General features: G+C 71.2%; 22 protein-coding genes. 13 read left to right on the top strand and 9 right to left on the bottom strand.

The window, feature by feature from the left end; genetic code table 11:
• Nucleotides 1-16 precede the first annotated feature (16 nt).
• From kdpF to ABH925_RS20650, 5 genes are read left to right on the top strand one after another with little or no spacing between them, the layout of a single operon-like run.
• Nucleotides 17-106 (top strand): K(+)-transporting ATPase subunit F, encoded by a 90-nt coding sequence (kdpF, locus tag ABH925_RS20670; protein ID WP_370149957.1) that lies wholly within the window; start codon nucleotides 17-19, stop codon nucleotides 104-106.
• Nucleotides 106-1,767 (top strand): potassium-transporting ATPase subunit KdpA, encoded by a 1,662-nt coding sequence (gene kdpA / locus ABH925_RS20665; protein WP_370149956.1) that lies wholly within the window; start codon nucleotides 106-108, stop codon nucleotides 1,765-1,767. Before kdpF ends, kdpA begins: the two co-directional genes overlap by 1 nt.
• Nucleotides 1,767-3,881 carry a potassium-transporting ATPase subunit KdpB gene (gene kdpB, locus ABH925_RS20660; protein ID WP_370149954.1) on the top strand — a complete coding sequence of 705 codons (2,115 nt, stop codon included), beginning with the start codon at nucleotides 1,767-1,769 and terminating at the stop codon, nucleotides 3,879-3,881. The genes kdpA and kdpB overlap by 1 nt, the downstream gene beginning before the upstream one ends.
• 26 nt (nucleotides 3,882-3,907) lie before the next feature.
• Complete coding sequence (kdpC, locus tag ABH925_RS20655) at nucleotides 3,908-4,540, top strand: potassium-transporting ATPase subunit KdpC (protein WP_370149953.1); 633 nt, start codon at nucleotides 3,908-3,910, stop codon at nucleotides 4,538-4,540.
• A gap of 53 nt (nucleotides 4,541-4,593) precedes the next feature.
• Complete coding sequence (locus ABH925_RS20650) at nucleotides 4,594-7,176, top strand: DUF4118 domain-containing protein (protein WP_370149951.1); 2,583 nt, start codon at nucleotides 4,594-4,596, stop codon at nucleotides 7,174-7,176.
• A gap of 91 nt (nucleotides 7,177-7,267) precedes the next feature.
• Here the strand turns inward: ABH925_RS20650 and ABH925_RS20645 are convergent, their stop codons facing one another.
• A complete protein-coding gene (locus tag ABH925_RS20645; protein WP_370149949.1) occupies nucleotides 7,268-8,791 on the bottom strand; it encodes a hypothetical protein in 1,524 nt (507 codons plus the stop codon).
• 729 nt (nucleotides 8,792-9,520) lie between these two features.
• Between ABH925_RS20645 and ABH925_RS20640 the strand changes: the two genes are divergently transcribed.
• The gene (locus ABH925_RS20640) at nucleotides 9,521-10,360 is read left to right on the top strand and encodes an SDR family NAD(P)-dependent oxidoreductase (RefSeq protein ID WP_370149947.1); all 840 of its coding nucleotides are present in this window, start codon (nucleotides 9,521-9,523) and stop codon (nucleotides 10,358-10,360) included.
• 251 nt (nucleotides 10,361-10,611) lie between these two features.
• Here ABH925_RS20640 and ABH925_RS20635 read toward each other — a convergent pair whose 3' ends face one another.
• Nucleotides 10,612-11,040: an SHOCT domain-containing protein gene (locus ABH925_RS20635; protein ID WP_370149946.1), complete on the bottom strand. Its 429-nt coding sequence runs from the start codon at nucleotides 11,038-11,040 to the stop codon at nucleotides 10,612-10,614.
• A gap of 198 nt (nucleotides 11,041-11,238) precedes the next feature.
• Entirely contained in the window at nucleotides 11,239-11,940 is a 702-nt protein-coding gene (locus ABH925_RS20630) for a mechanosensitive ion channel family protein (RefSeq protein WP_370149944.1), read from the bottom strand.
• Nucleotides 11,941-12,072: 132 nt separating this feature from the next.
• Here ABH925_RS20630 and ABH925_RS20625 point away from each other — a divergent pair, with 132 nt between their 5' ends.
• A complete protein-coding gene (locus tag ABH925_RS20625; RefSeq protein WP_370149943.1) occupies nucleotides 12,073-12,306 on the top strand; it encodes a hypothetical protein in 234 nt (77 codons plus the stop codon).
• A gap of 82 nt (nucleotides 12,307-12,388) precedes the next feature.
• Here ABH925_RS20625 and ABH925_RS20620 read toward each other — a convergent pair whose 3' ends face one another.
• Nucleotides 12,389-12,562 (bottom strand): hypothetical protein, encoded by a 174-nt coding sequence (locus tag ABH925_RS20620; RefSeq protein WP_370149941.1) that lies wholly within the window; start codon nucleotides 12,560-12,562, stop codon nucleotides 12,389-12,391.
• A 307-nt stretch (nucleotides 12,563-12,869) separates the two neighbouring features.
• Between ABH925_RS20620 and ABH925_RS20615 the strand changes: the two genes are divergently transcribed.
• On the top strand, nucleotides 12,870-14,489 hold the full coding sequence (locus ABH925_RS20615; RefSeq protein WP_370149939.1) for an LCP family protein: 1,620 nt from the start codon (nucleotides 12,870-12,872) through the stop codon (nucleotides 14,487-14,489).
• A 37-nt stretch (nucleotides 14,490-14,526) separates the two neighbouring features.
• On the opposite strand, the gene ABH925_RS20610 is transcribed toward ABH925_RS20615, so the two are convergent.
• From ABH925_RS20610 to ABH925_RS20600, 3 genes are all read right to left on the bottom strand, one after another.
• A complete protein-coding gene (locus tag ABH925_RS20610) occupies nucleotides 14,527-15,495 on the bottom strand; it encodes an electron transfer flavoprotein subunit alpha/FixB family protein (RefSeq protein ID WP_370149938.1) in 969 nt (322 codons plus the stop codon).
• Nucleotides 15,496-15,556: 61 nt separating this feature from the next.
• Nucleotides 15,557-16,342, bottom strand: coding sequence for an electron transfer flavoprotein subunit beta (locus tag ABH925_RS20605; protein ID WP_370149936.1), 786 nt, complete (start codon nucleotides 16,340-16,342; stop codon nucleotides 15,557-15,559).
• 88 nt (nucleotides 16,343-16,430) lie between these two features.
• The gene (locus ABH925_RS20600; protein WP_370149934.1) at nucleotides 16,431-17,582 is read right to left on the bottom strand and encodes an acyl-CoA dehydrogenase family protein; all 1,152 of its coding nucleotides are present in this window, start codon (nucleotides 17,580-17,582) and stop codon (nucleotides 16,431-16,433) included.
• 188 nt (nucleotides 17,583-17,770) lie between these two features.
• On the opposite strand from ABH925_RS20600, the gene ABH925_RS20595 reads away from it, so the two are divergent.
• Nucleotides 17,771-18,448 (top strand): TetR family transcriptional regulator, encoded by a 678-nt coding sequence (locus ABH925_RS20595; protein WP_370150122.1) that lies wholly within the window; start codon nucleotides 17,771-17,773, stop codon nucleotides 18,446-18,448.
• 72 nt (nucleotides 18,449-18,520) lie between these two features.
• Nucleotides 18,521-18,877, top strand: coding sequence for a hypothetical protein (locus ABH925_RS20590; protein ID WP_370149933.1), 357 nt, complete (start codon nucleotides 18,521-18,523; stop codon nucleotides 18,875-18,877).
• A gap of 28 nt (nucleotides 18,878-18,905) precedes the next feature.
• On the opposite strand, the gene ABH925_RS20585 is transcribed toward ABH925_RS20590, so the two are convergent.
• Entirely contained in the window at nucleotides 18,906-19,838 is a 933-nt protein-coding gene (locus tag ABH925_RS20585; protein WP_370149931.1) for an LLM class flavin-dependent oxidoreductase, read from the bottom strand.
• Between the two features lie 109 nt (nucleotides 19,839-19,947).
• Between ABH925_RS20585 and ABH925_RS20580 the strand changes: the two genes are divergently transcribed.
• From ABH925_RS20580 to ABH925_RS20570, 3 genes are all read left to right on the top strand, one after another.
• Nucleotides 19,948-20,397: a MarR family winged helix-turn-helix transcriptional regulator gene (locus ABH925_RS20580; protein ID WP_370149930.1), complete on the top strand. Its 450-nt coding sequence runs from the start codon at nucleotides 19,948-19,950 to the stop codon at nucleotides 20,395-20,397.
• 183 nt (nucleotides 20,398-20,580) lie between these two features.
• A complete protein-coding gene (locus ABH925_RS20575; protein WP_370149929.1) occupies nucleotides 20,581-21,336 on the top strand; it encodes a ferritin-like domain-containing protein in 756 nt (251 codons plus the stop codon).
• Between the two features lie 150 nt (nucleotides 21,337-21,486).
• On the top strand, nucleotides 21,487-21,813 hold the full coding sequence (locus tag ABH925_RS20570) for a hypothetical protein (RefSeq protein ID WP_370149927.1): 327 nt from the start codon (nucleotides 21,487-21,489) through the stop codon (nucleotides 21,811-21,813).
• An 88-nt stretch (nucleotides 21,814-21,901) separates the two neighbouring features.
• Here the strand turns inward: ABH925_RS20570 and ABH925_RS20565 are convergent, their stop codons facing one another.
• Nucleotides 21,902-24,184, bottom strand: a complete 2,283-nt coding sequence (locus tag ABH925_RS20565) for an MMPL family transporter (RefSeq protein ID WP_370149925.1) — start codon at nucleotides 24,182-24,184, stop codon at nucleotides 21,902-21,904.
• Nucleotides 24,185-24,392: the final 208 nt, after the last annotated feature.

Genomic DNA, 24,392 nt, shown 5'->3' with positions numbered 1-24,392 from the left:
GGGGAGTGGAGAAGCTGTGAGCGCGGACAACATCGTCGGCCTGGTGGTGTCCATCGGGCTGGTCGGCTACCTGGTGCTGGCACTGATCAAGCCGGAGAAGTTCTAGTGGACCCTACTCTGGCCGGATTCCTGCAGGCGCTGGCTCTGGTCGCCGCCCTGGCGCTGTCGCACCGCCCGCTGGGCGACTACATGGCGCACATCCTCACCAGCGCCCGGCATCTGCGGGGCGAGCGGCTGACCTACCGGCTGATCGGGGTGGACGGCGACGCCGACCAGACCTGGTACGTCTATCTGCGCAGCATGCTGGCCTTCTCGGCCATCTCGGTGCTGTTCCTGTACGCGTTCCAGCGGCTGCAGAACCACCTGTGGCTCTCCCTCGGCTTCCCCGCCGTGCCCGCGCCCACCGCGTGGAACACCGCCGCCTCCTTCGTCACCAACACCAACTGGCAGTCCTACTCCGGTGAGTCGACCATGGGCCATCTGGTGCAGATGGCCGGTCTGGCGGTGCAGAACTTCGCCTCCGCCGCGGTCGGCATCGCCGTCGTCGCCGCCCTGATCCGGGGCTTCACCCGGCACCGGACCGACCGGGTCGGCAACTTCTGGACCGACCTGACCCGGATCGTGCTGCGGCTGCTGCTTCCGGTCTCGGTGCTGTTCGCGATCGTCTTCGTGGCAGCCGGGATGGTGCAGAACCTGCACGCCGCCCACACCGTCGCCACGCTGGCCGGCGGCAGCCAGTCGATCACCGGCGGCCCGGTGGCCTCGCAGGAGGTCATCAAGGAGCTCGGCACCAACGGTGGCGGCTTCTACAACGCCAACTCCGCGCACCCGTTCGAGAACCCGAACCCGTTCACCAACTGGCTGGAGATCTACCTGCTGCTGGTGATCTCCTTCTCGCTGCCGCGCACCTTCGGCACGATGATCCGCGACCACCGCCAGGGCTACGCGATCCTCGCGGTGATGTCGCTGTTCTGGGTCGCCTCCGCCTCGCTGATGACCTTCTTCGAGTGGCAGCACCACGGAACGGCTTCGCAGGCCGCGCATGCGGCGATGGAGGGCAAGGAGGTCCGCTTCGGGATCGCCGCCACCGCCCTGTTCGCCTCCTCCACCACGCTCACCTCCACCGGCGCGGTCAACGCCGCGCACGACTCGCTGACCGCGCTCGGGGGCGGCATCGCCATCTTCGACATGATGCTCGGTGAGATCGCCCCCGGCGGTACCGGATCGGGCCTCTACGGCATGCTGGTGCTGGCCGTGGTGACGGTGTTCGTGGCCGGGCTCATGGTCGGCCGCACCCCGGAGTACCTGGGCAAGAAACTGAGCTCGCGGGAGATGAAGTTCGCCTCCCTCTACATCCTGACCACCCCGGCGATCGTGCTGATCGGCACCGGTGTCGCGATGTCGTTCACGGCCGAGCGCGCGGCCATGCTGAACAACGGCGCGCACGGCTTCTCCGAAGTCCTGTACGCCTTCACCTCCGCGGCCAACAACAACGGCTCCGCGTTCGCCGGACTGACCGTCACCAGCACCTGGTGGAACAGCGCGCTGGGCCTGGTGATGCTGTTCGGCCGGTTCCTGCCGATGGTGTTCGTACTGGCGCTGGCCGGCTCGCTGGCCCGGCAGCATCCGGTCCCGGCCGGAGCCGGGACGCTGCCCACCCACAACACGCTGTTCGTCGGGATGCTCTCGGGCGTGGTGCTGATCGTCGTCGGACTCACCTACTTCCCGGCCCTGGCCCTGGGACCGCTCGCGGAAGGCCTGCACTGATGAGCACCGACACCCCCGCCGCCACGCCGGACCTGCCCGACACCCACCGGGTCTCCGGCGGTCTGATGGACCCCAAGCAGCTGATGGCCTCGCTCCCCGACGCGGTGCGCAAGGTCGACCCCCGGGTGATGGTCAAGAACCCGGTGATGTTCGTGGTCGAGGTCGGCTCGCTGCTGACCACCTACTCCGCGATCCGTCAGACCAGCGTGTTCGCCTGGGTGATCACCGTGTGGCTGTGGCTGACCGTGGTGTTCGCCAACCTGGCCGAGGCCGTGGCCGAGGGCCGCGGCAAGGCCCAGGCCGACACCCTGCGCCGTACCAAGACCGACACCGTCGCCCGCCGGGTCGAGGGCGGCTGGTCCCCCGGGGCCACCGAGGTGCGCGAGAGCGAGGTGGCGGCCACCGAACTGCGGCTGGGCGACTTCGTGGTGGTCGAGGCCGGCCAGATCATCCCCGGCGACGGCGACGTGGTCGAGGGCGTAGCGAGCGTGGACGAGTCGGCGATCACCGGCGAGTCCGCGCCGGTGATCCGCGAGTCCGGCGGCGACCGCTCGGCCGTGACCGGCGGCACCAAGGTGCTCTCCGACCGCATCGTCGTGAAGATCACCTCCGAGCCCGGCAAGACCTTCATCGACCGCATGATCGCCCTGGTCGAGGGTGCGGCCCGGCAGAAGACGCCGAACGAGATCGCCCTCAACATCCTGCTGGCCTCGCTGACGATCGTGTTCCTGCTGGCCGTGGTCACCCTGCAGCCGATGGCCAAGTACGCCGGCGCCGAGCAGACCATCGTCGTCCTGGTCGCCCTGCTGGTGGCGCTGATCCCGACCACCATCGGCGCACTGCTCTCCGCGATCGGCATCGCCGGTATGGACCGGCTGGTCCAGCGCAACGTGCTGGCCATGTCCGGCCGCGCCGTCGAGGCCGCCGGCGACGTCTCCACCCTGCTGCTCGACAAGACCGGCACCATCACCTTCGGCAACCGCCAGGCCGCCGAGTTCCTCACCGTCGGCGAGGTCCAGGTCGCCCGGCTCGCCGACGCCGCCCAGTTGTCCTCGCTGGCCGACGAGACCCCCGAGGGCCGCTCCATCGTCGTCCTGGCGAAGGAGAAGTACGGACTACGGGCCCGGCACCAGGGCGAGCTGTCGCACGCCACCTGGATCGAGTTCACCGCCCAGACCCGCATGTCCGGCGTCGATCTCGACGAACCGTCAGGAGTGCACGCCACCCGCAAGGGTGCGGCCGGCTCGGTCGCCGCCTGGGTCCGCGACAACGGCGGCAGCACCGGCCAGGAGCTGGACCTCGCGGTCGAGCGGATCTCCAACCTCGGCGGCACCCCGCTGGTCGTCGCCGAGCAGGCGCCGGGATCCCCGGCCCGGGTGCTGGGGGTGATCTACCTCAAGGACGTGGTCAAACAGGGCATCAAGGAGCGCTTCGAGGACCTGCGGATGATGGGCATCAAGACCGTCATGATCACGGGTGACAACCCGCTGACGGCCGCCGCCATCGCCGAGGAGGCCGGTGTCGACGACTTCCTCGCCGAGGCCACCCCCGAGGACAAGATGGCCCTGATCCGCACCGAACAGGAGGGCGGCAAGCTGGTCGCCATGACCGGCGACGGCACCAACGACGCCCCGGCACTGGCCCAGGCCGACGTCGGCGTGGCCATGAACACCGGTACCTCGGCCGCCAAGGAGGCCGGGAACATGGTGGACCTGGACTCCAACCCCACCAAGCTGATCGAGATCGTCGAGATCGGCAAGCAGCTCCTGATCACCCGCGGCGCCCTGACCACGTTCTCCATCGCCAACGACGTCGCCAAGTACTTCGCGATCATCCCCGCCATGTTCGCCGCGGTGTACCCGGGGCTGAACCACCTCAACATCATGCACCTGCACAGCCCCAAGTCCGCGATCACCTCGGCGATCATCTTCAACGCCCTGATCATCATCGGACTGATCCCGCTGGCCCTGCGCGGAGTGCGCTACAAACCCTCCTCCGCCGGCGCCCTGCTCCGGCGCAACCTCGGCGTCTACGGCCTCGGCGGGCTGGTGCTGCCGTTCGTGGGCATCAAGGTGATCGACCTGATCGTCCAGTTCATCCCCGGCCTGCGCTGAACCGGGCCGATCAAAGGAGCACAACGATGGCCAAGCCCCTGCCGGCGCTGGTCCGGCTGCATCTGACGGGTCTGCGGATCCTGCTGGTCTTCACCGTGGTCTGCGGCATCGCCTACCCGCTGGTGATCACCGGCCTGGCCCAGGTCGCCTTCTCCGGTCAGGCCAACGGCTCGCTGGTGAAGGACGCCAACGGAACGGTCGTCGGATCGTCGCTGCTCGGCCAGAACTTCGTGCTGCGCCGGATCGACCCCAAGGCGCCGCAGCTGCCCGACCCGCGCTGGTTCCAGCCCCGGCCCTCGGCCGCCGGGAGTGACGGGTACGACCCGACCGCCTCCGGCGCCACCAACCTCGGCCCCAACGACACCGGCCTGACCCGGACGATCAAGCTGCGGCGGCTGGCCCTCGCCCTGTTCGACGGGGTCGCCCCGGCCTCGGTACCGGCCGACGCGCTCACCTCCAGCGGTTCGGGCCTCGACCCCGACATCTCCCCGGCCTACGCTTATGAGCAGGTCAACCGGGTCGCCAGGGCCCGCCGACTGGCACCGGCCCGGGTCCGGTCCCTGGTCGCGTCGAACATCCGCGGACGCAGCCTCGGGTTCCTGGGCCAGCAGCGGGTCGACGTGCTGACCCTCAACCTGGCCCTCGCCCGGCTCGGCTGACCCCAGCGCCAGGTCCGCACGGACCTGGGAACGGCCCGGCGAAGGGACTTCCGGTGACCCGCCCGCACAGCACCGAGGCACGCGGCCACACCCGGACCACCCCGGGCCGGCTCAAGGTCTACCTGGGCGCCGCACCAGGCGTCGGCAAGACCTACCGGATGCTGGACGAGGCCCGCCGCCGGGCCGATCGTGGCACCGACGTGGTCGTCGGCTTCGTGGAGTGCCACCGGCGCAGCCGCACCGAGGAGCGGCTGACCGGCCTGGAGGTCATGCCCCGGCTGGACCGCGAGTACCGGGGCGCCCACTTCACCGAGATGGACGTGGACGCGGTGCTGGCCCGCCGTCCCGAGGTCGCCCTGGTCGACGAGCTCGCCCACACCAACGTCCCCGGCGGACGCAACGCCAAGCGCTGGGAGGACGTGCGGGAACTGCTCGACGCCGGTATCGACGTGCTGACCACGGTGAACATCCAGCACCTGGAGTCCCTCAACGACGTGGTCCACAAGATCACCGGTGTGCCGCAGCGGGAGACCGTCCCCGACGAGGTGGTCCGCCGGGCCGACCAGATCGAGCTGGTCGACATGCCGCCGGAGGGGCTGCGCCGCCGGATGGTGCACGGCAACGTCTACGGGCCGGAGAAGGTCGACGCGGCGCTGTCCAACTACTTCCGGGTCGGCAATCTGATCGCGCTGCGCGAGCTCGCCCTGCTCTGGCTGGCCGGACGGGTCGACGAGGGCCTGCAGCGCTATCGCGCCGAGCACGGCATCGGCGGGGTCTGGGAGACGCGCGAGCGGGTGGTGGTGGCGCTCACTGGTGGGCCCGAGGGTGAGACGCTGATCCGCAGGGCCACCCGGATCGCCGACCGGGCCTCCGGCGGCGACCTGCTCGCCGTGCACATCGCCCGCAGCGACGGACTGGCCGACGCCTCCCCCGCCGCGATGTCGGAGCAGCGCCGGCTGGTCGAGAGCCTCGGCGGCAGCTACCACTCCGTCGTCGGCGACCACATCCCCACCGCCCTGCTGGACTTCGCCCGCGCCGAGAACGCCACCCAGCTGGTGCTGGGCACCAGCCGACGCGGGCGACTGTCCCGCTCGCTCACCGGCCCGGGGATCGGCGAGACCACCGTCGAACTGTCCGGCGACATCGACGTCCACATGGTCACCCACGAGGCGTCAGGACGCGGACGGCGGCTGCCCGCCCCGGACCGGCCGCATCCGACCATGCGCAGGGTGGCCGAGGCGACGGCCGCGGTGCTGGTGCCGGTGCTGCTCACGCTGGTGCTCACGCAGACCCGCGGCTCGCTCAACCTGACCAGCGACGCCCTGCTCTACCTGCTCACCGTGGTCGGCATCGCCTGCCTGGGCGGTGTGCTGTCCGCGCTGCTGGCGGCGGTGAGCGCCTCACTGCTGCTCAACTACTACTTCATCCCGCCGATCCGGCGCTTCACCATCGACCAGCCCAACAACGTCCTGGCCCTGCTCGCCTTCGCCGTCGTCGCGCTGACCACGGCCACTATCGTCGACCGGGCCACCCAGCTCTCGCACCGCGCGGCCCGGGCCACCGCCGAGGCGGAGACCCTCTCGGTGCTGGCCCACAGCGTGCTCGGCGGCGAGCAGGCGATCCCGGCGCTGCTCTCCCGGCTGCGGGAGACCTTCGCCATGGACAGCGTGACCCTGGTCCGCCGGCGCCCGCGCCGCCCCGACGTGGTCCTCGCCACCGCCACCAGAAACACCCCCGACCCCGCACCCGACGTCACCACGCCACCCGCCGAGCCCGCCGTGGAGGAGGTCGCGGTGGCGGACGACGCCGTCCTGCTGCTGCACGGACGTCCGCTGCCGGCGGCGGACCGCCGGGTGCTCACCGCCTTCGCCGCGCACATGGGCGCGGCGCTGGAGCGGGAGCGGCTGACCGAGGCGGCGGCCGAGGCCGAACCCATCGAGGCCGCCAACGAGTCGCGCGCCGCGCTGCTGGCCGCCGTCAGCCACGACCTGCGCGACCCGCTCGCGCGCGCCCTCGGTTCCGTCGCCGCGCTGGACCGGCCGGACGCCGACCTCCCGCCCGAGCGGCGGCGCCGGCTCGTCGCCGCTTCGCACGCGGCCCTCACCCGGCTGTCCCGGCTCTCCGACGACCTGATGGACCTCAGCCGCCTGCACAGCGGCACGCTCACCCCCGACCTGCGGCCGACCGCCCTGGCCGAGCCGTTCGCCGCCGCCAGGGAGGCCCTGGGCGCGGTGCCCGCGACCGTACGGGACAACGGGCTCGACACCGTGCCGGCGGTGCTGGCGGATCCGACCCTGGTTGCCCGGATCCTGGCCAACCTGCTGGACAACGCCCTGCTGCGGACGCCCGCCGGAGCCGAGGTGCAGGTCACCGCCGGCGCGCTGCGCGACCGGGTCGAGCTGCGGGTGGCCGACCGGGGCCCCGGCGCCCCGGTGACCGACTGCGACAGCGTCTTCGACCCGTTCCCGGCCGGCGCCGACGCCGAGACCGACCCGCGCGGTGCCGCCGGCGCCCGGCTCCCGCTGGCACTGGCCCGCGGATTCGCCGAGGCGATGGCCGGAACCCTGACGCCCGAGGACACCCCCGGCGGAGGACTCACCATGGTGCTCTCGCTCCGCACCGCCGAGGCGAACTGACGTACCGCCCGGTCAAGGCCGCGTCAAGGACGCTTCCCGGCTCATCAGGGAAGCGTCACTGGCGGCGGACCGTCCCGGCCCGTCCGGACCGTCAGTGGCGGAACTCGCCCAGGCGGGGGCGGACGCCGATCAGGCAGAGCAGCAGTACCAGCGCCGCACCGCCCGCCAGCATCGGGATGCGCGCCGAGAGTTCGCTGCCGCCCCGGTGCGCGGCGGCGGTGAAGGCGTCGTCGTTGATGGCGATCACCTTCTGCAGGGCGGCGTCATGGGCGGTGAAGTCGGCGTCGGAACCGCCCTGCGCCATGCTGACGCCGTAGACGATGGCGTCCTGCTGCCGGCCCTGGGCCACCAGCGAGCGGATGGTGCGGTCGTCGCGCTCGTAGGCCTGGTACGCGGTCAGCGCCTGCTCGGCGGCGGCGCGTTCGCCGGTGAAGGTGATGTTGCGGAACTCGTCGCCGTAGAAGCCGCCGAAGCGCACGTCGGCGTGGTTCGCCTGGTAGGTGGTGACCGCCGCGGCCAGTTGGGCGTCGTAGTCGCTGATGGTGACGCCGGGGAGCGAGGCTATCCGCACCGAGGCCGCCTCGAAGGCGTCCTGGTACTGCCCGGCGCGGCCCTGGTCGAGCAGGTAGCGGCTCTCGTCGGCGTTGGCGTCGTAGGCGACGGCACGGGCCCGGGTGAGCGCGACCACCGAGTCGAAGGCGTCGTGGCGGGCCACCCGCATCTGCTCGCCCTCGTCGGACCAGAGCGAACCGGCCAGCGCCACCAGCGTGACGGCGACCAGCGTCGCCGCCGCCAGCGCCGGGTTCACGATCCGCCGGAACCGGCGGGCCAGCCACAGCTGCAGCCCCAGCAGCGACAGCAGCAGCACCGTCCCGAGCGCCACGGTCCACAGCCCGGCGGTGCTCAGCGCCGAGCGCTCGGCGGTGTAGCTGCGGTTGTAGGCGTCGTTGTTCGCCTGCACCAGGCGGTCCGCCGCCGGCAGCAGGGCGGTCCGCATCAGGTCGGTGGCCTTGCGGTACTGGGCCAGCGCGGTCGGGTCGGGGTGTCCCGCGCCCGCGTGCGTCCGGTCGTTGAGCTCCATCGCCCGGGCCGCGAGGTCCTGGTAGCTGCCCATGCCGTCCAGCACGGCCGCCAGCGACTGCTGGACCTCGGTGTCGCCGGCCGCGTCCAGGGTGGCGTGCTGCAGATCGCGGTCGGCGTCGGTACGGTCCTGCGCGTACTGGGTCAGCGCGGTGGCGCGCTGGGCCGACAGCCGCGGGTCGTCACCGAAGACCAGCAGGTTCGCGGTCTGCGCGTCGAGGTCGGTCAGCGACTGGTAGAGCGCGGTGGCGTCGAGCACCTGCGGTGCCTGATGGTCCGTCACCGTCGACCAGGTGTTCTGCGCCCCCAGCGCGGAGGTGACCACGACCGCACCCAGCACCGCGGTCAGCAGCACGCAGCCCACGGTGGCCAGCCGCAGCCGGGACGGGACGTCCCGGCGCCGCACCCGGCGCGGCAGCCGGACGGCCGAGAGCCCTCGCCGTCCGGGGCCGCGCGGTGCCGTCCCCTCCGGGCGCAGGAGGTCCACCCCGGCTGCCGCGTCTGCCTCTGGTCTGTGCTCGCCGACCGTCGTCATGGTCCCGTACTGCCCTCTCCGCGGGCGGTCCTGCCTCGGACCGGCCCGTGCCCCTGCGGTTCCCGACGAACCGGTCTGTCAAGGGAGGCGGCGCCCTGCCGACGGTCCTGCGGTGCGACGGGCTCCACCACCCCCACCCTGTGCCCGTCACCGCGCATCCCGGGCGGCCGGAACAGCCCCCCGGCCGACGACTCTGCCCATCCCCGGCCTCCCCCGTCACCGGCCCTGACACCCTTCTGACGGGTCCGCCCCGGATCTTGACGCATCCTTGGCGGTACTCCCCCCGCGGCCGGTGCGTACGGGCCCCGGCGACCGCCGGCCGCCAAGGCCCGGCTAAGGGCCCGACAAGGAACGGTCACCCCGCGTCAGGAGCGCGCCAGGAGGCGTCAGGGCCACGCCAGGACGACCCTCCGGAGCTTGCCGGGCGTCGCCGGCACCGGCTGGGATGGACGGCATGGGACCTGGCAGCCGCAGCACCGACCGCGCCGTGACGGCGCCGGTCCATGCCGGCCGACGCCATGAGGACCGGCCGCCCCATCCCGGGCCCGGCCGTTCCCGCCCGTGCGCGACGCCGCACGCGGCCCTGTCCGCGATAACGCGCTGACGCCGCGCGCTTCTTCCGTCGCGCCGACGGCTCCCACGCCGTCCCCATCACCCCGGACCCGGCACCGCCCGGCCCCTTGCCGACCCGCGTGCCCGTGATCCCCGTACCGATCGATTGGACCAACCGTGCCTTCCGACCCCCAGCTCTTCGCCGACCGCACCGCACTGGTCACCGGTGCCACCGAGGGCATCGGCCACCAGACCGCGCTGGGCCTCGCGCTCGGCGGCGCACGTGTGATCGTGCACGGCCCGAGCGCGGAGAGCACCGGCGCCGCGGTCGAGCGCCTGGTCGCGGCCGGCGCCCCGGCCTCCGCACTGGAGCAGGCGGTGGCCGACTTCGCGCACCTGGACCAGGTCCGTGAGCTGGCCGTGCGCCTGGCCGACCACCACGAGACGCTGGACCTGCTGGTGCTGAACGCCGCGATCACCGGGCCCGAGCGGCGAACCCTGACCGACGCCGGCAACGAGCTCTGCTTCCAGGTCAACCACCTCGCCCCGTACCTGCTCACCCGGCTGCTGGAGCGACCGCTGAACCGGGGCGCGGACAGCAGGCTGGTCGCGCTCAGCTCCAGCCTGCACCGCACCGCCAACATCGACTGGACCGACCTGACCCGGGCCAAGCGCTACTCCCGGATCGCCGCGTACGGGCAGTCCAAGCTCGCGCTGACCACCTTCGTCACCGAGCTGGCCCGCTGGCTCCCGGAGGGGCACACCGCGCTCACGGTGCACCCGGGCGTCGCCGAGACCGCGATCCGCCCGCTCTACGGCACCTCGGGACGCCCCGCCGCGGAGGTCGCCGAGACCGTCCTGCGGCTCTGCTCCCCCGCCACCCCGGTGGTCAACGGCGGCTACTACGACGGGCTCACCCCGTCCCCGGCCGGCGCCCAGGTCGCCGACAAGCGCTCGGTCGACCGGCTGCTGAAGCTCAGCGAGCGGCTCACCCAGCGGGTGCCGCAAGCGGCCTGACCATGCGCCACGCCCCCTTCCACCGAAGCACCACGACAAGGAACCCATGTCCAAGCGCGCCCGCAAGAAGCACGACCGCCGCAAGAAGGGCGGCAACCACGGTGGCCGCCCCGGCTCCTGACCGCCGCTAGCCACCCCGTCGGCAACCACCGCGGCGAAAGCAGCAGTGGCGACAGCGCCGGCAGCCACCGAAACGGCGGGAAGCGGCCGGGGCCGGGGACGCGACGTCCCCGGCCCCGGCCGTCACTCCGTCAGCCGGCCAGCAGCTTCTGCTTGGCCTGCTGGAACTCCTCGTCGCTCAGCGCCCCGCTGGTGCGCAGCTCCGCCAGCTTGGCGAGCTGGTCCACGTCGCCGGAGCCGCCCGACGCGGTGGCGCCCACCGCGCCGCCGCCGGGTTCGCCCGCGGCATCGCGCACATACGCCTTGAACGCGTCCTCGCTCCGCTGCCTGGCCTCCAGATCACGCTGGCCCATGGACTTGCCCCGGACGATGACGTAGGCGAGCACGCCGACGAAGGGCAGCACAATCACCAGGACGATCCATCCGGCCTTGGCCCAGCCGCCCATGTCATGGCTGCGGAAGATGTCAGTGATGATCTTGAACAGCAGGAAGAACCACAGGATCCAGATGAAGAATTCGAACATGGACCAGAAGATGCTGAGCAAGGGGTAGTTGTTCATGACCGCTCCCGTCGCAGCGCAGTAGCCTCCGAAGAAATGGCTACAAAAGGTTGATATCACCCAAAACGCCCACCCGCGCGATGTGAGTCATCCTCCTGCGCCCGCCCGAGCCTGCCCTCGGACCCCGCTTCGGCCCGGTTCCGCACCCCGTCACCGGCGCTGCACTGATGCGCGGCAATCGCCCGAACGGCGGTGCGCTCACGAGGTGACGCCGCTCCCGGGCCGGACCGGGGGGCCGATGGCCGCGCTGAGCACCGCGGTGTTGGGCAGCAGCATCGGGCCCTCCGAGGTGCGCAGTTCGACGAAGATCAGCGTCATGTCGGTGACCTCGCCGTAGATCCGGCCGCCCAGCGGCCCGGACTGGACGCTGATCTCCTCGCCCACGGTGAACGGCCGGGCCACCAGCAGGACCAGCCCGGCGAAGATGTTGCCGAGCACCGGCTGCGCGGCGATCCCCAGGATCACCCCGGTCAGCGCCCCGCCGAGGATCAGCCTGCTCCACGGCACCTGCAGCAGGCTGAGCGCCCCGAGGATCACCAGGGCATAGCCGCTCAGCAGGCAGATCACCCGCAGCGGCGCGGTGCGCGCGTCACCGAAGCGGTGCGGCAGCAGCCGGAGCAGGTCGTCGGTCGCGCCGCGTACCGCGATCAGCGCGAAGACCAGGAACACGATCGCGCTGACCCCGGCGATCAGCCGGTACACCAGGTGGTTGTGCGCACCCGGCTCGCCGAGCAGTCCGCCGTAGGTGCTGGAGATCACCAGACCGGCGACCGCGAGGGTCGTCGTGACGATCGCCCGCCGGGTACGGATGGCGCCACGCCAGCGGCCGTCACCGCGAGGCGGCTTCCCGGCCGGTCCGGCTGTTCCGCCCTCCGGGTCTGCCCCGTGCTCCTGTTCCATTGGCACATCCTGACAGGCCGACAGGCCGATCCACGATCTTCCTCACGGCCCGTTTACGGATCAGCGGGTATCAACGTAGGGACGGCGCGTCGGGCGCCCGTCCACGTCGATCGAGCCCCAGGAACACGAGCCATGTCGAGCGAACCCGCGCCCTTTGGAGACGACTGGGACGAGGTGGTCCTCGACGAGGCGTTCGCCCGTTCCGCACCGGTCCACGAACCCTCCGGCCGGGCCCGGATGCTCAGTGCCCGCTGGAAGCGGGAGGCCCCGGAGCCCCAGCCCTGGCGCAGCGACAAGCCGCCGGCCAGCTGGTTCTGGAGCCGCGCCCGCAGCAGGCGCCGCTTCCGCCGCCGACCCGAGCCCTGACCGAGTCCTGACCCGGACCGCTCACCCGAGCCTCTGACGCGGCGTCAGCCCCGGACCGCTACCCGAGCCCCTGACGCGGGCGTCAGCCCCGGCCCCCGGCCCACATCGCGATCCGGTCGGCGATCCGCCCGGCGCCACGGGCCCGGCGCCGCCGGGCCTGGATACCGTAGACGGGTCGTCGTGTCGCGCGCCTGCGGCGTCGCCGCCGCAACGGCCGCCCGTCCATCCCGACCTGCCAGGCCATCTGCCGGCTCACGTACTCCCCCTGGATCGGGCGCCCCCGGCCCGTCGATTTCCATACTTGCGCAATTCGGCAACTGTTCGCCAGCACTATCCGTGAAGAAGCGCGCTCGGCGGGCCCATGGGACGATGGATGGCCGTGGGCCACTCCGACATCGAGCCCATCCCCTCCGCCCGGATCCGATCGGGCCGATCCCCTGCCTGACCAGGGGCGTTCATCACACTCTTGCGCAATCGTGCAACCTTCTCGCGGACCGGAAACGGCTTCACCGTCGAGGTCGGCGAGCGTCCCACATCGGGCCGAGCGAGCGAGGGGAGTCAGCATGAGCAGGCGGGACGGCGGAGCGCCTCGTGACGGCGACTCCTCCCACATAGCCGGTACGCCCGACTCCGGTACGACGCCACGCTCCCGGCGGCGCCGGATCCTCCGGGTCGTCGCCTGGATCACCGTGTGCCTGGTGCTGCTCACCGCCGGCGCGGGCGCCTGGGTCTACACCCACCTCTTCCGCGCCATCGCCACCGTCAGCCTGGCCGGGGTGAAGCACCAGCCCGCACCGGCGAAGGCCGACCCCCAGGGCAACACCCCGGTGAACCTGCTGCTCCTGGGCTCGCAGACGCGCGACGGCCAGCACGGGGTGAATCTGGGCAACTCCTCGAAGCTCGGCACCAACATCTCCGACACGGCCATGCTGGTGCACATCAACGCCGAGAAGCAGTGGGCGGTGGTGGTGTCGATTCCGCGCGACCTGATCGCCCCGCGCCCGGAGTGCCAGGGCCGCAACGACCCGGGAGTGAACGTTCCGGCCGCCGACGCGGCGATGTTCGACCTGGCGATGAACCTCGGCGGTCCCGCCTGCGCGGTGGCCACCGTCGAGCAGATGACCGGGATCCGGATCGACCACTTCGTCGAGGTGACCTTCAACGCGTTGCAGGACCTCACCGACGCCGTCAACGGCGTCACGGTCTGCGTACCGCCGCCGGGCATCAACGACCCGAACTACAGCGGCCTGGTCCTCAGCCCCGGGATGCACACGGTCAGCGGCGCGCAGGCGCTGGAGTTCGTCCGGGACCGGCACGGTGTCGGCGACGGCAGCGACCTGGGACGGATCCAGTACCAGCAGATGTTCGTCTCCTCGCTGTTCACCAAGCTGACCAGCAACGGCACCCTGTCCAATCCGGTCACGCTCTACAACATCGCGAGCGCGGTGACCCGCAACCTGACCGTGGACACCGGCCTGAAGTCGCTGCCCGCGCTGGTCTCGCTGGCCGAGAGCGTCAAGAACCTCAAGGCACACGACATCGAGATGATCACCGCCCCCTACGCGTACGACCCGGCGGATGTGAACCGGGTGATCCCGGGCGCCGGTTTCGACCAGGTCTGGGAGGACCTGCGCAAGGACCAGCCGCTGCCGGGGTCCACCGCCGCCAGGGAGTTCGGCACCACCGCCCCCTCCACCGCCCCGGCCGCGAGTTCACCGGCACCCGCCACGACCGTGACCGGCTCCGGGACGCCCGCACCGACGCCGGTGCCGCTGTCCTCGCTCGCCGTCCAGGTGTTCAACGGCACCACGACCCCGGACCTGGCCACCAACGCCGCCGCCACGCTCACGGCGCTCGGCGTGCGGGCCTCCGTCGGCGGCGGCGACTACATCGGCTACACCCGGACCGAGATCGACTACCCGCCCGGGGAGCAACTCGCGGCGCAGGCCCTGGCGACGCAGGTGGCCGGCGCGGATCTGCGGCAGAACAGCAGCGTGAGTGCGCTGACCCTGGTCCTCGGCGACAACGCGCCCGCCGGCCTCAGGACTCCCCCCGGTACGACCGGGGCGGCGGGGTCGGCCGGCCCGACGCCCACGCCGTCGATCAGCGCAGAGACCCGCACCGGCGACCAGAACATCTGCTCCAGCCTGCCCACCCCGGTCGACTACGGAGGACACCCGTAGCCGACCGGGGACGACCCTGGGGGGGTCCTGGGGTCGGTCAGCCCTTGCGGGCCTTGATCTCGGCGGTGAGCTGGGGCAGGACCGCGAACAGGTCACCCACCACGCCGTAGTCGGCCAGCTCGAAGATCGGCGCCTCGGCGTCCTTGTTCACCGCCACGATCGTCTTCGAGGTCTGCATCCCGGCCCGGTGCTGAATCGCCCCCGAGATCCCGTTCGCGATATACAACTGCGGCGACACCTGCTTACCCGTCTGCCCCACCTGGTTGCTGTGCGGATACCAACCCGCGTCCACCGCGGCCCGGCTCGCGCCCACCGCCGCACCCAGCGAGTCCGCAAGCTCCTCCACCACACCGAAACCCTCGGCCGCACCCACCCCACGACCACCCGAGACCACGATCGCCGCCTCGGTCAGCTCCGGACGCCCGGTCGACACCCGCGCCGTCCGCGAAACCACCCGCGTCCCGCTGGCGGCCGCACCGAACTCCACCGCCACCGCCTGCACCGCACCCGCGGCCGGAGCCGCCTCCGGACCCACCGCGTTCGGCTTCACCGTAATCACCGGCACCCCCCGCGACACCCGCGAGGTCGTGCTGAACGACGCCGCGAACGCCGACTGCGTCGCCACCGGACCACCATCACCCGCGGTCACGTCCACCGCATCGGTGATCACACCCGACCCCAGCCGCAACGCCAGCCGCGCCGCGACCTCCTTACCCTCCCCCGAGGACGTCACCAGCACCGCCACCGGGCTGCCGGCCCCGGCGATCTGCTCCAGCGCATCCACCTTCGGCACCACCAGGAACTCGCCGAACTCCGCAGCATCGGCCGTGTACACCGTCGCCGCACCGAACTCACCCAGCTTCACCGCCAGCTCCGCCGCCGCCGCACCGGCGCCCAACAGCACCGCCGACGGCTCACCGATCCGACGCGCCAGCGTCAACAGCTCCAGCGCCGGCTTGCGGACAGCACCGTCCACGTGATCCACCAGGACCAGGACTTCACCCATAACTCAGCTCTCCAAAGAAATTCAACGTCGACAAGGGGATGCGGGATGCGAGCCCGGGGCTCTAGATGAACTTCTGCGCGGCGAGGTACTCGGCCAGCTGCCTGCCGCCCTCGCCCTCGTCCTTGACGACCGTCCCCGCCGTCCGCGCCGCACGCGCCGCCACCGCGTCGACCACGGTCCACGCACCGGCCAGACCGACCTCCTCCGCCCCGATCCCCAGATCATCCAGGTCGAACCCCTGCACCGGCTTCTTCTTCGCCGCCATGATCCCCTTGAACGACGGGTACCGCGCCTCACCGGACTGGTCGGTCACCGACACCACCGCCGGCAACGACGCCTCCAGCAGCTCCGTGGCACCGTCGCCGTCCCGACGACCCCTCACCACCGTGCCCTCGACACTGACCTCGGACAGCAGCGTCACCTGCGGCACACCCAGACGCTCGGCCAGCAACGCCGGCACCACACCCATCGTCCCGTCCGTCGACGCCATCCCACACACCACCAGATCGAACCCGGTCCGCTCCAACGCCTTCGCCAGCACCAGCGAGGTCCCGATCACATCGGTCCCGTGGATGTCCTCGTCATTGACGTGCACCGCCTTGTCCGCACCCATCGACAACGCCTTGCGCAACGCGTCCTTCGCATCGTCCGGACCCACCGTCAACACCGTCACCTCCGCGTCCCCCGACGCCTCAGCGATCCGCAACGCCTGCTCCACCCCGTACTCGTCCAGCTCCGAGAGCAGACCGTCAACGGAATCCCGATCGGTCGTGTTGTCATCGGCAAAGCGACGGTCACCGGTCGCATCGGGCACGTACTTCACACAGACAACGATCCTCAAGCTCACGGCCTGTCTCCCTTTACAGTCAGTGGTGGTGTGGCAGTGGTGGTGTGGCAGTGGTGGACATCGATCGTGCCGACCAGCGGCGCGGCGGTCAGGGCAGGTTGCGGGCCATGACGATGCGCTGGACCTGGTTGGTGCCCTCGTAGATCTGGGTGATCTTGGCGTCGCGCATCATCCGCTCCAGCGGGTAGTCACGGGTGTAGCCGTACCCGCCCAGGAGCTGGACCGCGTCGGTGGTGATCTCCATCGCGGCGTCGGAGGCGAAGCATTTGGCCGCCGCGCCGAAGAACGTCAGGTCACCGTCACCACGCTGGGAGCGGGCGGCGGCGGCATAGGTGAGCTGCCGGGCCGCCTCCAGCTTCATCGCCATGTCGGCGAGCATGAACTGGATGCCCTGGAACTCGGCGATGGCCCTGCCGAACTGCCTGCGCTCCTTGACGTACCCGGCCGCGTAGTCCAGCGCGCCCTGCGCGATACCCAGCGCCTGGGCCGCGATGGTGATCCGGGTGTGGTCCAGCGTCTTCATCGCGGTCGCGAACCCGGTGCCCTCCGCGCCGATCATCCGGTCCGCCGGAATCCGCACATTGTCCAGGTACACCTCACGCGTCGGCGAACCCTTGATCCCCAGCTTCTTCTCCGGCGCCCCGAACGACACCCCCGCATCGCCCTTCTCCACCACGAACGCCGAGATCCCCCGGCTGCGCAGCTCCGGATCGGTGACCGCCATCACCGTGTAGAACTCGCTCACCCCGGCGTTGGTGATCCACCGCTTGACACCGTTGAGCACCCAGAAGTCCCCGTCGCGCACCGCGCGGGTCTTCATCCCCGCCGCGTCCGAACCCGCGTCCGGCTCCGACAGGCAGTACGAGAACATCCCCTGCCCGCGCGCCAACGGCGCCAGGTACTTCCGCTTCAGCGCCTCGTCCCCCGACAGGATCACCGGCAACGACCCCAGCTTGTTGACCGCCGGAATCAGCGAGGACGACGCACACACCCGCGCCACCTCCTCGATCACGATCACCGTCGCCAGCGCGTCCGCACCCGCACCCCCGTACTCCTCGGGCACATGCACCGCATGCAGATCATTCGCCGTCAGCGCGTCCAGCGCCTCCCGCGGAAACCGCGCCTGCTCATCCACCTCCGCCGCGAAGGGCGCGATCTTGGACTCCGCCAGCGAACGCACCGCATCCCGAAGCATCTCGTGCTCCTCCGAGATCCGGAACAGGTCAAAGTCGTTGCTCATCGCGGTAGCTCTCCAGTCGGCGGCGTCAGCAGAAGGCACTCAGTACCTCTGATTATGCACACCAAGTGCCAAATCTGTAGTCCGGTGCTACGTTTTCCGCCATGACCGAGGTGCCCACCCGACGCCGAGCCGCCCCAGCGGCCAAGACCGCCACAGCGTCCAAGACCGCCGGCACAGCCAAGCCGCCGATGCGGGACGCGCTGGTCGCCGCCGCGTTCCAGCTCTTCCCCGAGCGCGGCTTCGAGCAGACGACGGTGGACGACATCGTCGCCCTCGCGGGAGTGGGACGCCGCTCCTTCTTCCGCTACTTCCCCTCCAAGGAGGACGTGGTCTTCCCCGACCACGAACGCTGCCTGGCCGACATGACCGAGTTCCTGGACGCCAGCGCGGACGGCGACGACCCGGTGGCCAGGGTCTGCGACGCCGCCCGGCTGGTACTGCGGATGTACGCGGAGAACCCGGCCTTCTCGGTGCAGCGCTACCAGCTCACCAAGAAGGTCCCCGGGCTGCGCGGCTACGAGCTCTCGGTGGTCTGGCGCTACGAACGGACCCTGGCCGGCTACCTGCGCGGCCGCTACGCCGACCGCACCGACGGGACCATCCGCGCCGACGTGATCGCCGCCTCGGTGGTCGCCGCCCACAACAACGCCCTGCGCTCCTGGCTGCGCGGCGGCGGCCGCGACGACGCGGCCGCCCTCACCGACCAGGCCCTCGACCTGGTCATGCGCACCTGGAGCGGCGAACCCGCCGACGGCGCCGGGGCGACGCCCCCGCCCGAGGACGACGTGGTGGTGGTCATCACCCGGCGCAGCACCCCGCTCTGGCGCGTCGTCAGGGACGTCGAGGCCGCCTTCGACGAGAACTGAGGCGGGCCATCCTTTCGGATAATGGCACTAGGTACCTTTACTGAAGAACACCCCGTACCCTAGGGTCGCAGTGTGCTTCCCTCACAGACGACCACGGCGCCCGCCACGGCGCCCGACGCCGACCACTCAGGGCTCGACTTCCACCGGTGCCGCTGGTGCGGGACCCCCGCGTACCGCCGCCTGCTCTGCCCCAGTTGCGCCTCCCCCGATCTGGAGCCGGCCCACGGCGACGGCGCGGGCGTGCTGACCCGCCGTCTCGGCCGCGAGGACGCGGTACTGGTCCAGATGAACGAGGGCCTCGCCCTCGCCGGACGCCTCGTCGGCACCCACCCCCGCACGGCCTACCCCGGCGCGCCCCTCCGCCTCGTCCCCAGCCCCGACCCCCACCACGGCGAACCCACCTTCGAACTCCTCGACGCCGAACGGTAACGACGTCACGAGAGCACCGGCTCGACCTTCAACGCCCGTCGAGCTCCGCGCGTACCGGCGCGATGATCTCCTCGACGAGCCAACGTGCGGCCCGTGGCGGGTACGGGCTTCGCAGGCTGAGCACGATGTGCGTCATGCCGGCGCCGATGAGCTCCAGGACCGCCCTGCGGTCACCGGCCGGGTCGTCGTAGGAGACGATGTACTGCACCGATCGGGTGATCGTCCGAGGGTCCCGCCCGACGGCCACGCAGTGCGCGTCCAGGACGCGGCTGCGCTGGGTGATGTAGTCCAGGGTGTTGTGCGGCGGGCCGGGGATGTTCCAGATGTCCGCGTGCTCGGCGACCAGACGGAGGGTTCTGGTTCCCCAGCCGCCGATGAGCAGTGGTGGGCCCGCTTGCTGGACCGGCTTGGGCTCGTTGCGGTTGCCCCTGAGCGTGTAGTACTGCCCGTGGAAGTCGAAGACCTCCTCCGTCCACATGCGCTTGAGGATGGCGATCGTCTCGGCCAGGCGGCCGATACCCTCGCCCGGCGGAACCAGGGTCAGACCGTAGGCCTCGTACTCCGCGACGGCGGGGTTCTCGCCGATGACGCCGCCGGTGTCGGGGGGCTGGTGGGTGCCGCCCACGCCGAGGCCCATGACCAGGCGGCCCTGGGAGATCACGTCGACCGTGGTGGCGATCTTGCCCAGGACGGCAGGCTGACGGATCCGGTTACTGGTCACGAGCAGTCCCAGCCGCAGCCGTCGGGTCTGTGCGGCCAGGGCACTCAGCAGCGTCCAGCCTTCGAGGATCTGCCCGTCCCTGGGGCCCGCGATCGGCATCAGGTGATCCCACAGCCATGCGTCCGCGATCTCCGGCAGCTCGTCGGCCTCCTGCCAGATCCGGAGGATGTCCTGGTAGGCGACGCGCATCGGGGTGGTCTTGATGCCAAACGTCACTCGGTCCAGATGGTGGTCGGTCATGGTGCCCACGCGCCCTTCGGCTCGACGTGCGGCCGTTGACGACGGCAGCACTGTCACCATAGATGATCGTCAGCACTCCTGACTATCAGCCCTGGGATACGATGCGGGCATGACGAGCGATGCAGCCTCCGAGGTCCTCTCCTCCCGGCTCGGCTACCTGCTCAAACACGTGCAGCTGCGGCTTGCCGAGGCATCCGCGCCGGCGCTGGCGCCGTTCGGCATCGACGGCCGCGAACTGGCGGTCCTGGTCGTGCTCGCGGCGGAGTACCCGCTGTCCCAGCTGGAGGCGGCAGGCAGGCTGAGCGTCGACCGCACGACGATGGTGGCGCTCGTCGACGCCCTGGAGGAGAAGGGGCTCGTCGAGCGCCGACGCAGCCCCCAGGACCGGCGCAGGAACACCGTCCAGCTGACCCCGGCGGGTGAGGACTGCCTGCGCGACGCCGAGCACGCCCGCACGGAGATGGAACGTCAGTTCCTCGCCCCGCTCTCCCCCTCGGACGCAAGCCAGTTGGTCCGCGCCCTGCAAACCCTCGTCACCGCCCCGAAGACCACCGCCTGACCACCGGCCCGTGTGAAACGGCTCGGCTTCGCCACCGCTCGGCTGGTCCGGACGGCGGAACGGCGGGGGCTCCGGTTGCGGGGCGTCGGGGCGCGGCCGTTGACTGGATCATCGACATCGTCCGCGCCCTCGTCCTGACGCGGACCCGATCGATGCTTCGGCTACCAGGAGAGGCGGTTCTGGGTGCTCTCGGCGCGCAGCCTGTTCCAGGAGATCCACGACAACGACGACGCCTTCCGCCTGTTCTGCAGTATCGCCGCGAAGGGCGAGAGCCAGGGCGGCTGGGAGAACAGCCGCATCGCGGCCCTGGTGGCGGACCCGGGGCTGGCCCCAAAGATCGCCCGGCACGGCGCCGACGAGGACAAGCACGGCCGCATCTTCAAGGCGCTGCTGCACAAACGCGGACTCACCGAGGTCGAGGTCCCGGACGAGACGGACTACACGATGCTGCTGGAACGCCAGGGCATCGGCCTGGCGCATGTGCGGCTGCGCGAGAACCAGCCGCTCACCCACCACGACGTCATCGTCTACCTCGCCCACAGTCGGGTCACCGAGCAGCGGGCCGCCGAACAGATGCGGCTGCTGACCGCGACCTTCGGCGACCATCCGGAGGTGGGCCACGCAGTCCGGATGATCTCCGCCGACGAGGATAACCACCTCGCCTACTGCCACGAGGAACTGCTGCGGCTGGCGGCCGCCGGACACGGCAGGACCATCCTGACCGCCCTGCAGCGCACCGCCCGGGCCGAGATCCGGACCTACCGCGACGTCAGCCTCGCCGTGATGGCTCACATGGGGCGGATCCTGCACTGGACACGGCCGAAGGCCACCGTGCTGGCCCTCGGCATCCACGCGGTCTACGGCTACGAACGGCTGGGCGGCTGGCGCCGGATGACGTCGCTGCGGATGCCCGAAGTCCGCAACGCCCTTGGTGCGTAGTGACGAAAGCAGGCCCGCCCCGACTTCTGATGCCCTCTCAGCTGGCGCAGAAGAGTGGAGTGCGACGGAATTGGTATGGGCATGCCGTGCTGTGGCGACGGATGTGACCGCTCGGCTCCGTTCGAGGGGCCGCTCAGCGAGAGGACATCCATGCACCCCAGACGACTCGCCGGTGCCGGCCTGGCAGCGGTGGCACTGACCGCCGTCCTCGTCGGCCCCGCCCAGGCCGACAACCTCCCCGAGACCGTGTCCGCCACCGGCTCCCCGAGCGGTGTCAGCGCCATCTGCCCCCAGGGCCTGCACCCGGACAACAACTGGACCATCACCAACGGCGACGGCACCCCGCTCGGCAGCAACCAGCGATGGACCTGGAGGGACACCGACGGAGACAGGGGCATCATGGTCTGGATCGGCCCCTACCTCAACTCGCCGCCCCCACCCGCCAGCATCACCCTGACCATCTCCTGCATCTGCTGAGCACCCAGCAGCGGAGGCGGTGCGGCGGTCGCTGCCGCACCGCCTCCGCGCCCCTCCGCGCCCGTCCGCGCCCCTCCGCAATCCGGCGTCAGTCCCCCTCGGCGTTGATGTGCGGGAGGATCCGGTCCAGCCAGCGCGGCGTCCACCAGGCCCGTGGGCCGAGGAGGGTCATCACGGCGGGCACCAGCAGCAGCCGCACCACCGTGGCGTCGATCAGCACACTGACGGCGAGGCCCAGGCCGAGCATCTTGACGACGATGTTGGTGCTGACGATGAAGGCCGCGAAGACGCTCACCATGATGAGCGCGGCGCAGGTGATCACCCGCGCGGTGATCTCCAGCGCGTGCGCGACGCTGGCCTTGGCGTCCCCGGTGCGCAGCCACGCCTCGTGCACGCGGGCCAGCAGGAACACCTCGTAGTCCATGCTCAGCCCGAAGACGATGGCGAACATCATCATCGGCACATAGCTCTCGATCGGCACCTTCCCGGACACCCCGAGTTCCGGCCCCAGCCAGCCCCACTGGAACACGGCGACGACGACACCGTAGGACGCGGCGATCGAGAGCAGGTTGAGCACCGCGGCCTTCACCGCGACCAGCAGCCCGCGGAACACCGCGAGGATGATCAGGAAGGCCAGGCCGACCACCACGGCGATGATCCACGGCAGCCGTCGGGCGACGATGTCCAGGAAGTCGACCTGCGAGGCGGTGATCCCGGTGACGTAGCCCCTGGCCACGGTGCCGGACACGGCGGCGGGCAGCACGTGGTCCTTGAGGTCGTTGACCAGGCTCGTGGTGGCCTTGTCCTGCGGGGCGTGTGTGGAGATCACCGTCCCGATCAGCACGTCGCCGTCGGGGGTGGGTTTGAGCGGGCTGACGCTGGCGGTGTTCGGGACACCGGTCAGCGCCGCGGACGCCTGGGTCGCCAGCGCGGCGCGGTTCGCCTCGGGCACACTGCCCTGGTCGATGACGACGGTCAGCGGCCCGTTGGAGCCAGGGCCGAACGCCGCCGACATCAGGTCGAAGGCCCGGCGGTCGGTGAAGGTGGTCGGGTCGGCGCCGTCGCCGATGTGCCCGAGCTGGATCGAGAACAGCGGGATCGCCAGCACCGCCACCGTCACCAGGCCGCCGACCAGGAACCACCACGGCCGACGCTCCACCCGCTGGGCGTAGCGGTGCCAGGCGCCGGCGTCGGTGGCGTCCGGCCCGGTCGGGGCCTCCGCCACCGGGGTGCGGACCCGGAGCCGGTCGATGCGGCGGCCGATCAGCCCGAGCAGCGCCGGGACCAGCGTGAGCGCCCCGACGACGGCGGTCAGCACGGTGACGCCGGCCGCGATGCCGAGCCGGCCGATGAAACTCACCCCGGAGACCGACAGTCCGGCCAGGGCGATCATCACGGTGCAGCCGGAGACCAGCACCGCGCGGCCACTGGTGGACGTGGCCTGTCCCGCGCTGACGGCCGGATCCATGCCGTCCATCACGTTCTGCCGGTGACGGGTGATCAGAAACAGTGCGTAGTCGATGCCGACGCCAAGACCGATCATCGTGGCGAGCGTCGGCGACACGCTGGCGAAGGTGAACGCCGCCGCGAGCAGGCCGAGCAGGCTGACCCCCATCAGCACGCTGACCAGTGCGGTGAGCAGCGGCAGCACCGCCGCGAGAACGCTGCCGAACCCGATCAGCAGCACCACGATGGCCACGGCGAAGCCGATCGCCTCGCTGGTGCGGTCGTCCGGCTTGGGCCGGGCCAGCTCGCCCAGGGACCCCCCGTACTCGACCTGCACCCCGACCGCGCGCATCGGCGCCACTGCGGCGTCCACCTGCTGCAGGTAACTCGCGCCCAGGGCAGTGGGGTTGGTATCGAACTGGACCGAGATGTAAGCGGTCCGGCCGTCGCCGGACAGCGGCCCGCTGCCGGACTGCCCGCTCTGCGGCTGGGTACCGGCCGGTGGCGGGGTTCCCGTCTGCGGACTCGCCTGCTGCTGGGGGATGGGGTTCTGCGCCGACAGGACGTGTGGAAGCTGCTGCAGATTGGCGACCGCCTGCGCGATCTGGCTCTGGAAGCCGGTCAGCGGCTGCGCGTCGTGCAGCACCACCTGCCCGCCCACGCCCGCCGCGGACGGCTGGTGCGCCCGGAGCACGGTGAGGCCCTGCCCGGACTGGGTACTGGGCAGCGCGAAGTCGTCGGAGTACTGGCCGCCGAACTGCTGCTGCGCCGCGATCACCCCGCCCAGCGCGACCAGCCAGCAGACCAGCACCACCACCGCGTGCCGCGCGCACCACTCCCCCAGCGCCCGCAACACCCCCGGACGCGGAGCCGCAGCGGACGCGGGCGTGGGCGCGTCCGGGCTGCGCCTGGACGGTGGGTTCATGCGCGCTCCCGACAGGCGAAGGACTGCTGCGGACGACGTGGGCGGCCAGGGGTGGCTGGGAGTGGGTGGGGCGACCGAGGTGGCTACGGACAGCGCATGTGATACTACGGAGCGAGATCGACCCGGCCCACGGAAACGCCCACGACGCCGCCCACCGTCCCCCACCCGGGCGAACGCGTCCGGCCAGGCACGCCGCCGGACCGCGCCC

The sequence above is a fragment of the Streptacidiphilus sp. EB129 genome, from assembly GCF_041262645.1.
Classification (GTDB): Bacteria; Actinomycetota; Actinomycetes; order Streptomycetales; family Streptomycetaceae; genus Streptacidiphilus.
The sequence above is the reverse complement of the archived record's forward strand: the minus strand, read 5'-3'. Positions and strand labels throughout refer to the sequence as shown.